13 protein-coding genes are annotated in these 13,254 nt (G+C 71.4%); 6 read left to right on the forward strand and 7 right to left on the reverse strand.

From position 1 onward, the window contains the following. Positions 1-7 precede the first annotated feature (7 nt). Positions 8-1,234, reverse strand: a complete 1,227-nt coding sequence (locus ACIBST_RS36305) for an FAD-dependent monooxygenase (protein ID WP_397178100.1) — start codon at positions 1,232-1,234, stop codon at positions 8-10. An 82-nt stretch (positions 1,235-1,316) separates the two neighbouring features. Between ACIBST_RS36305 and ACIBST_RS36310 the strand changes: the two genes are divergently transcribed. Beyond that, complete coding sequence (locus tag ACIBST_RS36310; protein WP_397178101.1) at positions 1,317-1,835, forward strand: TetR/AcrR family transcriptional regulator; 519 nt, start codon at positions 1,317-1,319, stop codon at positions 1,833-1,835. A gap of 24 nt (positions 1,836-1,859) precedes the next feature. Here ACIBST_RS36310 and ACIBST_RS36315 read toward each other — a convergent pair whose 3' ends face one another. Further along, positions 1,860-2,312, reverse strand: a complete 453-nt coding sequence (locus tag ACIBST_RS36315) for a GyrI-like domain-containing protein (RefSeq protein WP_397178102.1) — start codon at positions 2,310-2,312, stop codon at positions 1,860-1,862. 96 nt (positions 2,313-2,408) lie between these two features. Here ACIBST_RS36315 and ACIBST_RS36320 point away from each other — a divergent pair, with 96 nt between their 5' ends. The 4 genes from ACIBST_RS36320 to ACIBST_RS36335 all read left to right on the forward strand — a co-directional run bounded on the left by ACIBST_RS36320 (position 2,409) and on the right by ACIBST_RS36335 (position 7,468). After that, complete coding sequence (locus ACIBST_RS36320) at positions 2,409-3,848, forward strand: GuaB1 family IMP dehydrogenase-related protein (RefSeq protein ID WP_397178103.1); 1,440 nt, start codon at positions 2,409-2,411, stop codon at positions 3,846-3,848. A 143-nt stretch (positions 3,849-3,991) separates the two neighbouring features. Continuing rightward, the gene (locus ACIBST_RS36325) at positions 3,992-4,366 is read left to right on the forward strand and encodes an FKBP-type peptidyl-prolyl cis-trans isomerase (protein ID WP_352357863.1); all 375 of its coding nucleotides are present in this window, start codon (positions 3,992-3,994) and stop codon (positions 4,364-4,366) included. Positions 4,367-4,475: 109 nt separating this feature from the next. After that, positions 4,476-5,999, forward strand: a complete 1,524-nt coding sequence (locus ACIBST_RS36330) for an ATP-dependent DNA ligase (protein WP_397178104.1) — start codon at positions 4,476-4,478, stop codon at positions 5,997-5,999. A 686-nt stretch (positions 6,000-6,685) separates the two neighbouring features. Continuing rightward, positions 6,686-7,468 (forward strand): septal ring lytic transglycosylase RlpA family protein, encoded by a 783-nt coding sequence (locus ACIBST_RS36335; RefSeq protein ID WP_397178105.1) that lies wholly within the window; start codon positions 6,686-6,688, stop codon positions 7,466-7,468. Between the two features lie 1,179 nt (positions 7,469-8,647). Here the strand turns inward: ACIBST_RS36335 and ACIBST_RS36340 are convergent. Continuing rightward, positions 8,648-9,244, reverse strand: a complete 597-nt coding sequence (locus tag ACIBST_RS36340; protein ID WP_397178106.1) for a DUF1707 and DUF4870 domain-containing protein — start codon at positions 9,242-9,244, stop codon at positions 8,648-8,650. Between the two features lie 130 nt (positions 9,245-9,374). Here ACIBST_RS36340 and ACIBST_RS36345 point away from each other — a divergent pair, with 130 nt between their 5' ends. Continuing rightward, positions 9,375-9,719, forward strand: a complete 345-nt coding sequence (locus ACIBST_RS36345; RefSeq protein ID WP_352327808.1) for a hypothetical protein — start codon at positions 9,375-9,377, stop codon at positions 9,717-9,719. Between the two features lie 44 nt (positions 9,720-9,763). Here the strand turns inward: ACIBST_RS36345 and ACIBST_RS36350 are convergent, their stop codons facing one another. From ACIBST_RS36350 to ACIBST_RS36365, 4 genes are all read right to left on the reverse strand, one after another. Next, positions 9,764-10,867 (reverse strand): DUF4192 domain-containing protein, encoded by a 1,104-nt coding sequence (locus ACIBST_RS36350; protein WP_397178107.1) that lies wholly within the window; start codon positions 10,865-10,867, stop codon positions 9,764-9,766. A gap of 371 nt (positions 10,868-11,238) precedes the next feature. Next, positions 11,239-12,018, reverse strand: a complete 780-nt coding sequence (locus ACIBST_RS36355) for an EI24 domain-containing protein (protein ID WP_397178108.1) — start codon at positions 12,016-12,018, stop codon at positions 11,239-11,241. A gap of 10 nt (positions 12,019-12,028) precedes the next feature. Further along, on the reverse strand, positions 12,029-12,610 hold the full coding sequence (locus ACIBST_RS36360; RefSeq protein ID WP_397178109.1) for a Maf family protein: 582 nt from the start codon (positions 12,608-12,610) through the stop codon (positions 12,029-12,031). A 28-nt stretch (positions 12,611-12,638) separates the two neighbouring features. Continuing rightward, entirely contained in the window at positions 12,639-13,229 is a 591-nt protein-coding gene (locus tag ACIBST_RS36365) for a DUF937 domain-containing protein (protein WP_397178110.1), read from the reverse strand. Between the last annotated feature and the right edge of the window lie 25 nt (positions 13,230-13,254).

Below are 13,254 nucleotides of genomic sequence, written 5' to 3' on the forward strand. Positions count from 1 at the left end.
GCCTTCGTCAGGGGCGGGACGTCGCCGGTCGCGCGTGGGCGGCGTAGTCCTTGAGCCGGATCGAGTCGTGCAGGCGCACGCCCTTGCCGCTGGTCTTGGTCGCGGCCCTGGTGAGGGCGACCGGCAGGTGGCCGACCAGCCGGACGCCCTGGGCGAGCGCCCACACGTCGAAGCGGCTCCCCGGGACGATCCCCCTGGCCGCGCGGCGGGCGAAGGCGCGGCTGCGGCGCACGTACTCGCCGATCTCGGCCTCGTAGGCGGGGTAGGCCGTGCGGTGGTCGCCGCCGTGCGCGGCCAGCTCGCCCGCCAGCACGTACGCCCCCACGACCGCCAGGCTCGTGCTGCCGCCCACGGCCGGCCCCGGGCAGTAGCCGGCGTCGCCGGCCAGCGTCACCCGGCCGCGCGACCAGGAGTCGAGCCTGAGCTGGGTGATGGAGTCGAAGTAGAAGACGGACGCGCGGTCCACCTCGTCCAGGATCCTGGGAACCTGCCAGCCGAGGCCGCCGAACCGCTCGCGCAGCAGCTCCTTCTGCCGTGCCACGTCCCGGTAGTGGTAGTCGAGCGGCTCCGGCGTCCTGAACAGGAAACCGGCCCTGGCGTCGTCCATGTGCGCGGCGCTGTAGACGGCGGCCATGTAGCCCTCGCCCGCCATGGCCTCCATCCGGCCGTCGAGGCCCAGGAAGTTCGGGACGGACGCGACGGCCAGGTAGGCGCCGATCCAGGTGGCGAAGCGCTCCTCGGGGCCGAAGGTCAGGCGGCGCACGTTGGAATGCAGGCCGTCGGCGCCGATCACCAGGTCGAAGCGGTCCTGCCGGCCGCTGTCGAAGCGCACCTCGCCGTCCTCGGAGATCGAGGCGATGGAGTCGCCGAAGACGTAGGCGGCGTCGTGCCGGGTGGCCTCGTGAAAGACCTCGCTCAGGTCGTCGCGCATGATCTCGACGTGCCGGTCGGAGACGGCGGTGAGGATGCGGCGCAGCTCCAGCTCCACGGGCCGCGCCCGGCCCTCGCGGTGGATCCTGAGCCAGTCGGTGCCGGTCTTCTTCGCCATGACGGGCTCCAGGAGGCCCATCTTCTCGACGATGTCCATGGCGGGCCGGAACAGGTCCACCGCGTGGCCGCCCGACTTCCTGAGCGCGGGGGCGCGTTCGACGACCGTGACCTCGAAGCCGTACCTGGTCAGCCAGTACGCCAGCACCGGCCCGGTGACGCTGGCTCCCGAGATGAGGACCTTCATGGCCCCCTCCTTACTTAACGGTAGGTAAGTCCACGCTAGCACGCGTCCTTACTTAACGGTAGGTAAGGGATAAACTTCAGCCATGCCCAGTGACACCAAGTCCCGCATCCAGGCGGTGGCCCGCGAGCTGTTCGCCGAGCAGGGCGTGCAGAACACCAGCCTGCGCCAGATCTCCGACCGGCTGGGCATCACCAAGCCCGCGCTCTACTACCACTTCGCCTCGCGCGACGACCTGGTGCGCAGCATCGTGCAGCCGCTGGTGGAGGACTTCGAGCGCTTCACCGCCAGGCAGGAGCCCGGCGACCCGCGCGCGCTGCTCGACGACTACTTCGAGCTCATGTGGCGCCACCGGGACGTGACCGGGATGATGGTCCGCGACATCTCGATCCTGGCCTACCTCGACCTGGGCCGGCGCATGTTCGAATGGCGGCGCGAGCTGATCGCCCTGCTGCTCGGCCCCGACCTCACGCAGGCCCAGCAGATCCGCGCCACGCTGGCGCTCGGCGGCATGGCCGACTGCACGGTCGAGTACGCCGGCCTCCCCCTGGAGGAGGTCAAGCCGACGGCCGTCGCGGCGGCGGCCGAAGCGCTCGGCCTGTGACGCCCGGCCTGTGACTTCCGGGGCCTAGACGGCCACGTAGAGGTCGGCGCCGCCGAAGTGATGGACCTCCAGGTCCGTGGTGAAGGCGCGGGAGGGCTGGCCGCCCGACTCGGTGTGCTGCCACACCTGCTGCCACGCCTCGATCAGCGCCTGCGGCAGCGGCCCGCGGGCCTCCAGCCTGAGCGACTTGGCGGCCGGCACGCGCACCGCCACCATGCCCTCGGGCAGGCGCGGCACCGTGCGCACGCCGATGCCGACGATCTGCGTGTAGGCGCCGGTGTGGTCGCTCTCGTAGTCGGTCAGGACCGCGTAGAGGTTCTCGTCGATGCGGCCCGGCACGTGCGCGAAGGCCCCCGGCGCGCCCGCCCGCTGCCACAGCGTGGGCAGCGCGGCCCGCGCCGGATCCGCCTCGTCGGCGTTCGTCGTGCGTACGGCGAAGCCCACGACGGTCAGCTCGGCCCGTTCGACGATGTCCACGACTTACCTCCCCCAAATGTGTCCCCGGCCGATCATAAGCCCCGGAGAACGGGGGAAACCCCTTGTTAGCCCTGTCACCCCATAAGATGGATGAACGTGAAGTTTCTCAACGACCAAGAGCCTCGTTACGATTTGACTTACAGCGACGTGTTCATGGTGCCGTCGCGCTCCTCGGTCGGATCGCGGCTCGCGGTCGACCTCTCCACGAACGACGGCACGGGCACCACGATCCCCGTCGTCGTCGCCAACATGACCGCGGTCGCCGGCCGCCGCATGGCCGAGACCGTGGCCCGCCGCGGCGGGATCACCGTGATCCCCCAGGACATCCCGCTCGACGTCGTCGCCGACGTGGTCGACTGGGTCAAGAAGCGCGACCTGGTCCACGACACGCCGCTCACCCTCACCCCGCACGACACCGTGGGCGAGGCGCTGCAACTGCTGCCCAAGCGCGCCCACAACGCGGTCATCGTCGTCGACTGGGACAACCGCCCCGTCGGCGTGGTGACCGAGGCCGACTGCCAGGGCGTGGACATGTACACGCAGCTGTCGGAGGTCATGTCGAGCGAGCTGCTGACGCTGCCCGCCGGGCTCGACCCGCGCGCCGCCTTCGACCGCCTGCACGAGGGCCGCCACCGCCTGGCGCCCATCGTGGACGACGAGGGCCGGCTGGTCGGCATCCTCACCCGCACGGGCGCGCTGCGGGCCACGCTCTACCAGCCCGCGCTCGACGCCCAGGGCCGCCTGCGCATCGCCGCGGCCGTCGGCGTGAACGGCGACGTCGCCGCCAAGGCCAAGGAGCTGCTGGAGGCCGGGGCCGACTGCCTGGTCGTGGACACCGCCCACGGCCACCAGGAGAAGATGATCGCCGCCCTGCGCGCCGTCCGGGCGCTCGACCCCGGCGTGCCGGTCGCGGCTGGCAACGTGGTGACCGCCGAGGGCGTGCGCGACCTGGTCGAGGCCGGGGCCGACATCCTCAAGGTCGGCGTGGGCCCGGGCGCCATGTGCACCACGCGGATGATGACCGGCGTCGGGCGTCCGCAGTTCTCGGCGGTGCTCGAATGCTCGGCCGAGGCCCGCCGGCTCGGCAGGCACGTCTGGGCGGACGGCGGCGTCCGGCACCCCCGTGACGTGGCCCTGGCGCTGGCGGCCGGGGCGTCCAACGTGATGATCGGCTCGTGGTTCGCCGGCACGTACGAGTCGCCCGGCGACGCCCGCACCGACGCCGACGGGCGCAAGTACAAGGAGAACTTCGGCATGGCCTCCTCCCGCGCCGTGCGGCTCAGGACGGCCGAGGACTCCGCCTACGACCGGGCCAGGAAGGCGCTGTTCGAGGAGGGCATCTCGACCTCGCGCATGTACCTCGACCCCAAGCGGCCCAGCGTGGAGGACCAGATCGACGGGATCGTCGCGGGCCTGCGGTCGTCGTGCACGTACGCGGGCGCGGCCAACCTGGAGGAGTTCCACCAGCAGGCCGTCATCGGCATCCAGAGCTCCTCCGGCTACGCGGAGGGCATGCCGCTGCACCAGAGCTGGTGACGCCCACCCACCGGCGCCGGCGCCCCCCGGCGACGCGCCCGCCGAGCGGCCCGGCGCCGGGAGAAAGGGCGGCCATGAACGACGGCCGTACCCCGACGGCATAGAGTCGTCGGGTTATTGTCATCGTCAACAGGAGCACATTCGTGGCACTCGAGAAGCCCGAGATCGACTTCCCCGAGGGCAACCCGCCCGCCGACCTGGAGATCGTCGACCTCGTCGAAGGCACTGGCCCCGAGGCCAAGCCGGGCCACAACGTCAGCGTCCACTACGTGGGCGTCTCGTTCTCGTCCGGGGAGGAGTTCGACGCGTCGTGGAACCGCGGCCAGGCGTTCGAGTTCCCGCTCGGGGGCGGCCGCGTCATCGCGGGCTGGGACCGCGGGGTCGCCGGGATGAAGGTCGGCGGCCGTCGCAAGCTCGTCATCCCGCCGCACCTCGGTTACGGCGACCGCGGCGCGCCGCCGCGCATCAAGGGCGGCGAGACGCTGATCTTCGTGGTCGACCTGCTCGGCGTCAGCTAGACCGGGCACGGGCGGGCCGCCGACGGTGGCCCGCCCGGCTACCCCTGCTTTGGAAAACCCGGCACATATCGGGTGGGGAAATGTCGGCGTGGTGAGGCACGATAGCGGTGTGCTTCTGATCGACGTGGTCCGGACCTCCGACGCGGTGACGCGCACCTCCGCACGGCTGGGCAAGGTCGGGCATCTGGCCGAGCTGCTCGCCCGGGTCGGCCCGGACGAGGCGGAGATCGCCATCGCCTACCTGTCGGGCGACCTGCCGCAGCGCCAGATCGGCGTGGGCTGGCGCTCGCTGGAGGACGTCCCGCAGCCCAAACTCGCCGCCACCGCCACCCTCACGACCGTCGACGCGCTGCTGACCCGCATCAAGGCCGTCTCCGGCCCCGGCTCGCAGGCGGCGCGCAGAGCGCTGGTCGCCGAGCTGTTCGCCGGGCTGACCAGCCAGGAGCAGCAGTTCATGCGCAGGCTGCTCAACGGCGAGCTGCGCCAGGGCGCCCTCGACGGCGTCATGATCGAAGCGCTGGCCAAGGCGTCCGGCGCGCCGTCGGCCGACGTGCGGCGGGCGCTCACCCTGCGCGGCTGGTTGCCCGCCGTGGGCGCGGCGGCGCTGACCGGCGGCGTGGCGGCGCTGCACGCGTTCAAGCTGGAGGTGGGGCGGCCGGTCTCCCCCATGCTCGCCGGCAGCGCGCCCAACGTGGCCGCCGCGCTGGAGAAGGCCGGCTCGCCCGCGTCCCTGGAGTGGAAGCTCGACGGCGTACGCGTGCAGGCCCACCGCTCGGGCACGCAGGTGCGGGTCTTCACCCGCACCCTCGACGACATCACCGCGCAGGTCCCCGAGCTGGTCGAGGCGGTGCTCGGGCTCGACTCCGCCGACCTGGTGCTCGACGGCGAGGTCCTCGCGCTGCGGCCGGACGGGCGTCCCCACCCCTTCCAGGTGACCGCGAGCCGCGTCTCCAGCAAGACCGACGTCGCCAGGCTGCGCGAGCAGACCCCGCTCAGCGTGTTCTTCTTCGACGCGCTGCGCGCCGACGGCGCCGACCTGCTCGACCTGCCGTACTCGCAACGCCAGGAGGCCCTGGCCGGCGCCGTCCCGCCCGGCCTGCTGACGCCGCGGCTGATCACCGCTGACGTGGCCGAGGCGGAGAAGTTCTTCACCGACGTCGTCAAGGCGGGCCACGAGGGCCTGGTGGTGAAGTCCCTGTCCTCGCCGTACGCGGCCGGCCGGCGCGGCGCGGGCTGGATCAAGGTCAAGCCCCGCCACACGCTCGACCTGGTGGTCCTGGCGGCCGAGTGGGGCCATGGACGGCGCGAGGGCAAGCTGTCCAACCTCCACCTGGGCGCGCGCGACCCCGAGGGCGGGTTCGTCATGCTGGGCAAGACGTTCAAGGGGCTCACCGACGAGCTGCTGGCCTGGCAGACCGAACGCTTCCTCGAACTCGCCGACGGCCCCACCGACGAGTGGGCGGTCAAGCTGCGGCCCGAACTGGTCGTGGAGATCGCCTTCGACGGAGTGCAGCGTTCGCCGCGCTACCCCGGAGGGATGGCGCTGCGCTTCGCCCGGGTGCTGCGCTACCGGCCGGACAAACGCCCCGAGGACGCCGACACCGTCGCCACCGTCCGCTCCCTCATGCTCTGACCCCACCCACACCTACCAGACCGCACACCCGAACCCCAGAGACCTGCACCTGGAGGCAGGCAATGGGGTCGTCTGGCGCTCCCATCGGTTCCCCCTGCACACACTCCTTGAACTCCCCCGATCACGACCTGACATCCATTCGGGCCGCTCGCACCCTGAGTCCAGGTTGAGCCGCTGGCGGCCTGGGGCAGGGTTGGCCGGTTCACGAGCTGACGTCCCGGTTGAGCCGCTCGCATCCTGACGTCCGGTTGGGCCACTCACGGCCTGACGTCCGGTTGGGCCACTCACGGTCCTGACGTCCGGTGGGGCCGCTCACGGTCTGACGTCCGGTGGGGCCGCTCACGGTCTGACGTCCGGTTGGGGCCGTTTATGGCCTTGGGGCAGGTTGGAGCGTTTGTGACTTGGGGTCGGGTTGGTCTGAGGCGTGGGGTTAGACGAGTTCTGTCGTTCTCCAGAAACCCCAAGATCCTCGGCGTACGCTCGGCGTTCTGGGCCTCTTGCGCCCTTAAGTGAGATATATCACTGTATGTCGCATTAAGTTGTCTTTACCTGCTGTTTGTCGCATATGTTCGTCCTCGCCCGCCGGATCCCCCATCCCTTGCGGGCGGACAGGCCGTCACACGCCTCCCACCCCCCTTGACCTGGCCTTTCCCTTTCCTGTCCCCTAGCTAGGACCGTGGTTTACCTTGGGCCAGCACTCCCACAAATCGTCCCCCAACGACCGCAAGCTCTCCCCGGGCAAGCGCCGCTGGACCGCCATCGCCGCTGGGGCCGCCGTAGTGGCCGCCGCCTCGACCACCGCCTGGGCCGCCGTCGGCAACGACGCCCCCGGCACCACCGCCGCCAAGGACGCCGCCACGGCGTCCACCTCCACCGGCGCCCCCAACCCGCCGGTCGCGGCCAACGTCTCCCAGGCCAGAACCACCACCCCGGCTCCCACGGCATCAAGCCCCAGCGCCTCGACCTCCACCGCTTCGGGGCCGAGCGCGAAGAGCGTCCCGAACTCTCCGCACGGCGCCAACCCCGCGCCGAAGGCCCCCGACGCCACCGAGACGCCGGCCTCCGACACAGCCTCCTCCGACACGGCTTCGTCCGACGCGGCGGCCTCCGACACGGCGAAGAAGACGACCAAGACCGTCAAGCCGGTCAAGCTCCGGGCCACGAAGCCGAAGGTTCGCGTTCTGTCCTCCGGGACGTGTGGCGCCTCGTACTACGGCGAGCCCCAGATGACGGCCAGCGGCGAACGCTTCAATCCCTCCGCCATGACGGCCGCCCACAAGACCCTTCCGCTGGGCAGCCGCGTCCGCGTCATCAACCCGCGCAACGGCTCGTCGGTCACCGTACGCATCAACGACCGCGGCCCGTACGTGGGCGGCCGGTGCCTCGACCTCTCCAGGGCCGCGTTCGACGCGATCGGCAGCCTGGGCGCGGGCGTGATGACCGTCCGCTACGAAGTCCTGGCCCGCTGACGACGTCCGGCCTCCCCTCGGCCCCGCCCCCACTCATTCGTCCCCCGGGGGCGGGCCGGGCCTCCCTCAACACCGCGCCCACGAATGCCGCACATGCGCCGATCCTGACTGCCGACATCCCAGCTCCGATCGCCGGCCTCCATCGGAGGGCCGTGGAGCCAAGGACTTGGAACCCCGACATCGGGATCGAAGGAACCGGGTCGGGCGTCCAGGGGAGCGGGACCCGAGACGTCGGGAAGCTGCGACCGAAACCCCTGCGAGCGCTGAGGCCCGAGAGCTGGGGGCCTGGAATGTCAAGAGGACTGCGGCCAGGATGTTCGAGAGCTGTGGTCGAGTTACTGGTTCTGGTCCCAGACATCCCTGGGGCTCACTCTCCGGACGCCTTCCCGATCGCGGACCCAATACTGCGGTTCGATGGCTCCCCGACCCGGAATCCCCGGTCTTTCGACATCTCGGATACCCCGACGTGGGTCCTGGTCCCGTGACACCCCGGGCCCCAACCCAAATCTCCGCCCCCGATCTCCCGGGAACGCCCCCGCTGTCCCCGGACGTCCCCTAACGTCCCTCGGTTACGAAACCGCGGGGCCGGATTCGGGTCCGCAATCCCCCGCCATTCCCGACGTCGGTCACGTCCCCCGACGTCCCGCAGGTTCGTTCCCCGATCGCGGTTGCAACGCCACAGTTCCGGCCCCCGGGCACCTGGCCGGCATCCCCAGATGTCCCCCACCATCCCCGGGTCCCGCTCTTCGGACGCTCTCCGGTCGCGGCCCTAACGCCTCGGGGCCCTCGACTCGAGATCCCCTGCCCCTTCGCATTTCCGGATACTTCGATGCGGCCCTGGTCTCGTGATCCATCAAGCCCCCGACTCGAATTCCTGGACCCGCGATACCCCGGGGACGCCCCCGATGTCCCCGGACGTCCCCCGACGTCCCTTGGTCCCAATACGCGCGTCCCGGGCCCCGGGCCCGCTGCCATTCATGGACGCCCCCCGACATCCTTGGGACCGATCTAGTTTCCTGAGCCCCGACAGCGCTTGGTCCTGATCCAGATCCTCGGATGTCGCGATCCATCTTCCGGAGACCCCCCGACCTCCGCTATCCGTGGCCCCCGAATCTGCAATCTGCGGGTCTGTTCGTCAGCCTCCGCCGCAGTCGGTTTCCTCCAACCCGACAGGAGGCGTTACTTGACCAGGCGGACCGTCAGGGGGTAGCGGAAGCTGCTCTCGGCCAGGGCCGAGATGCCGCCGACGATGCCCAGGACGACGGCGCCGACCCAGATCACCGGCAGCAGCACGACGCCGATGACGGTGAGGGGCAGGATGCAGGTCGCCCCCACCACGGTGAGCTGGAAGTTCAGGGCTTCCAACGCATGCCGCCGCAGGTACGGGGACGTCTTGGCCGCCGTGAGCAGCAGGATCAACGGGCCAACCACCGGGATCCCGATGGCGATCAGCAGGTGGCCCAAGGCGGCCTGGAGGCGTTCGTTGCTCTCCGAAGGCCGTTCCGGATGGACCCGACGGGGCATCGGCGGCGCGAGTCTGGGCACCGCCATCGTCCCGTACAGCTCGTTCATGATGGGCATCAGGTCGCCGTGCGTACGCGCGGTCATCGCGCGTTCCAGCCGGTCGTCGAACTCCAGCTTGTCGAAGCGGCCCTCCGCGTAGGCGGCCTTGACGTGCTCGACGACGTGCTCTCGGTCCTGGTGGGTGACGCGCAGATGAGCTGGCGGCACCTGTCCCGGCCCGGGGGTCTTGGGTACCCCAGCCATGATGGTCATGCCTCTCCTTGGAATCGGCAGTCAACCTTCATACTGCGTCCTCGGAGCCGGACGTGCCATCGGGAGAAACCCCGAGCTGTCCCCGAGATCATCCCCGACACCGGCGCTTCGGACGGTATAAAAAGGATCCATGAGATGGCGAGACCGCTACGGTATCCGTCGGCTGCGCGGGCAGAAGATCGCGCGGTTCGACCGCGAGGCGACCGATGCCGACATCGAAGCGCTCATCGCCTTCGCACGTTCGCGGCGTGGCGTCGAGTTCTACGTCGAGCCTGAGACGTTCGCCACCGACACGACCGCCGTGGCGGTGGCCGACGACGGCGAGTGGACCAGGCGCCGGGTCGGGTCGCCCGCGGTGATCCACAAGGTGGCCCGAGATCTGGCATTACCGGTGTACGACGTGCAGCTGACGGGCTACCCCCCTCGGATGCGGGCGTACAACGAGCGCCGGCGCCGCGAAGAAGGCAGCCTGTAGTTCCGGCGGGAAGGGTGCTGGTGGAGGCCACCGGCACCCTTTCTTCATGCGCCCCCACCCGCCCCCCGGTGCGGGCCGGGCCCCGGCTGGGACGGGACGTCGTCGAGCAGGCCGAGCATGGGGATCAGCCAGCCCCCGTTGGGCGAGCCCATGGCGGTGTCGAGCTCGGCGGGGCTGGGCAGGCGGCCGCGGACGACGGCGGGTGAGAGCAGGCTCTGCAGGGCGTGCATCAGGAGGTTGGCCATCGAGTAGTGGGGATCGGTGGTGAGGGCGCGTTCGAGGGCGATGGTGGCCAGGATGTTGTCACCCGTGCGCCAGGCCGCCATGGCCAGCAGGGAGGCGGCCGGCGGGACGAAGCGGGGCTCCAGGCGGCGGGTGAGATCTTTCCACAGGGGCAGGTGGGCGTCGCGCATCATGGTCCAGGCTTCGTCGCGGACTCTGATCACGGTCAGGGCCAGGCCCAGCCGGGCGGCTGCGATGTCGTCGAGGCGGACGCCGCCGGCGTGGGCGGTCAAGGTCGCGCGGACTTCGGCGAGGGCCTCGGCGACGTAGCCGCGGGCGAAGGTGTCCAGGTCTGGGGCGGCCACCAGGCGGGTTCGGACCTCGGCTACGGCGGTGGCGGTGGCCTGGCGCATCGCCATGCGGACAGGGCCGGCGGCGGGGGCGATCGTGCGCTCGAGGCTGCGGCGGTCGGGGAGGGCGACCAGGCCGCGCACGGTGGCCTCGGCGGCGATCTGGCTGGTGGTCGGGTCGTACGGGGTGCCTTCGGGCGGGCAGCACCGGGGCAGGTCGCAGACGTAGGACCAGTAGCGGCCTTCGTGGGCGCGCAGCGCCTCGCCCACGCGGATCTCCGATGCGGCGGCCAGCAGCCTGGCCTCGTCGACGGCGGGCGTGACCGTGTCGCCGCTGCCGTAGCCGACGATGACCAGCTCGGTGACGCCTTCACGGGACAGCAGGCCGGTGAGGGGGTCGAGGGTGCCCCGGGGGAACGGGACGTCCCACCTCGCGGCCACCTTGGCCTGGCCTCGGTGGAGGCCGATCACGACCAGACTGTCGTGGGGGTGGAAGCCGACCAGGTAGGGGACGGCGGCCAGGATGTCGGCCGGGCTGGTGAGCGTGAGGCAGGGGGCCGGGGCGTTGGTCGTCATGAGCGTCAAGGGTGCCGGGGAGGCACGCTTCGAAAGCGCCCGAGCGCGGTTCTGTGGATGACGACCTCCCCGACGTCCTGCCCTGTGGACGACCGAAGGGATGGGCCAAACCGGCAGGTCAGGGGGCGGAACCGCAGGTGAGGATCAGGCGCCGGGTGGGGGTCAGGCACAGGTGCGGGCCCGCGGGTGGGGGTCAGGCCCGTGGGAGCACGCGGGTGAGGGGCAGGCCGGTGGGGAGCGCGCGTGTGGGGAGCGCGCCGGTGCAGGTCACGCGGGTGGAGGTCAGGCCGGAAGGGAGCGCGCGGGTGGGGGTCACGCCGGTGCGGGACATGCGGGTGGGGGTCAGGCCGAGGGAGGGCGCGGGCGGGAGGTTAGGCGGGTGGGGTTAGGTGGGTGGGGTTGGGGGTGGGGTCGGGGGGTTGGGTGGGGGATATGCGGGCGCGTACGAGGAGGGCGGCGCCCGCCACCGCGGCCGGCATCGTCACCACCGCCACGAACGGCACCAGGAACAGCAGGAACCCCACCACCCCGAACCCCAGCGTGGTCGCCATGTTCCGGCGCAGCAGCGTGAACCGTTCCTTCCTGGCCACCCCCCGGCGTTCCAGGGCCAGCGTGGTCAGCTCGACCGTCAGGAAGAAGCCGGAGACGAAGGCGCCGACCACGGGCACCACCGTCTGGCCGACCACCGGCACGAACCCCAGGAAGAACAGCGGCACGGTGAACAGCAGCACGTAGAACAGGGTGACCAGGCTGTCCCTGATCGAGCGGGGCAGCGTACGCCACCACGGCTGCTCCACCGCGCCGGGCAGCGGGTCGGCCTCGGCCGAGAGCCGTTCGTAGAACGGCTCGCCGATCGCCAGCGTCAGCGCCGTGAACGTCAGCACCGCCAGCGCCAGCCCGCCGAGGAAGAGCGCGATGCCGACCAGCGTGCGGAACAGGTCGGCCCAGCTCCACGAGTCGGCGAACGGGGTGAAGAACTCGGCCAGGTCGCGCGCGTGGGTGCCGAGCAGGATCAGCGCCGCCACGTAGACGGCGAATGCGATCACCGCCGGGATCAGCCCGAACAGCCACCACCGGCCGTGCCGCGACACCCATCCGAGACCCTGGAAGAAGAAGCCGACGCCGGCGGCGAAGTCGCGCAGAGATCGCATGCCCGGCAGGCTAGCGCCAGAACGACGTGACCGCGTAACCCAGCTCGTCGAACAGCTCGCGCAGCAGCGGCAGGGACACCCCGAGCACGTTGCCGTGGTCGCCCTCGATGCCCTCGACGAACCAGCCGCCGCGCCCCTCGATGCTGAACCCGCCGGCCAGGCCGAGCGGCTCGCCGGTGGCGACGTAGGCGGCGATCTCCTCCTGCGACGGCTGGCCGAAGCGGACCACGGTGGTGGCCACCTGGGCCGCCTGCCGGCCGGCCGGCACGTCGATCACGCAGTGGCCGGTCACCAGGCGGCCGGTGCGCCCGCGCATGATGCGCCAGCGCTCGACGGCCTCCTCGGGGGTGCCGGGCTTGCCGTAGGGGCGGCCGTCGATTTCGAGGATCGAGTCGCAGCCGATGACCAGCCCCTCCTCCAGCCCGCTCGCGACCGCCTCCGCCTTGGCCTTGGCCAGGACGAGGCTGAGCGCCGCCGGCGAGTGTGCGGTGAAGGCGTCCTCGTCGACCCCGGAGACGATCACCTTGGGGTCGAGGCCGGCATTGCGCAGCACGGTGAGGCGGGTGGGCGAGGCAGAGGCCAGAACGATCACCGTCCCAGCTTACCGAAGGCCCGCGCGGTCACCAGTCGTGGTTCGGGGTGCCCCTCGCGGGCTGCCGGTCGGCGGGGTCGTACGGGCCGCCCTGGGCCGGGACGGCGCCGCCGAAGATGCCGCTCAGCAGGCCGTCGAGCAGGTGGCCGAGGCCGCCGGGCAGCGAGGCGTGCTCCTGGCGCAGGTCGGCGGCGAGGGCGGAGGCGTCCATGTTGGCCTTGGCGGCGCGGCCGGCCAGGAGGGACATGACCATGGGGGCGACGAGCGGGAGCAGCCGCATGATGGTGCCGGAGCTGACGCCGGCCAGTTGCGAGAGGCCGGCCGCGGCCCGTTCGGTGCCCTGGCCGCCGAGGACGTGGCCGAGGATGCTGTGGCCGTCGCGGGTCAGCGAGGCCACGTCGCCGTTGAAGGGGTCGGCGTCGACGTGGTCGTCGAGGGCGCCGCGCAGGGCCTCTGCGCCGTCGGGGTGCTCGGCGTTGCGGGCCATGCCGCCGATCACGGTGCCGGCCACGGCCTCGACGACCTTGCGCGCCGTGGCCGTGTCGGTGCCGAGCATGCCGGCGATCTGGTCTACGCCTGAGTCGCCGAGCTGGGTGAGAAGCTCGTCATTCAGTGTCAAGGCAGTCCCCCGATCCGAGTCGCGG

Source organism: Nonomuraea sp. NPDC049684 (assembly GCF_044465345.1).
Lineage (GTDB): Bacteria > Actinomycetota > Actinomycetes > Streptosporangiales > Streptosporangiaceae > Nonomuraea.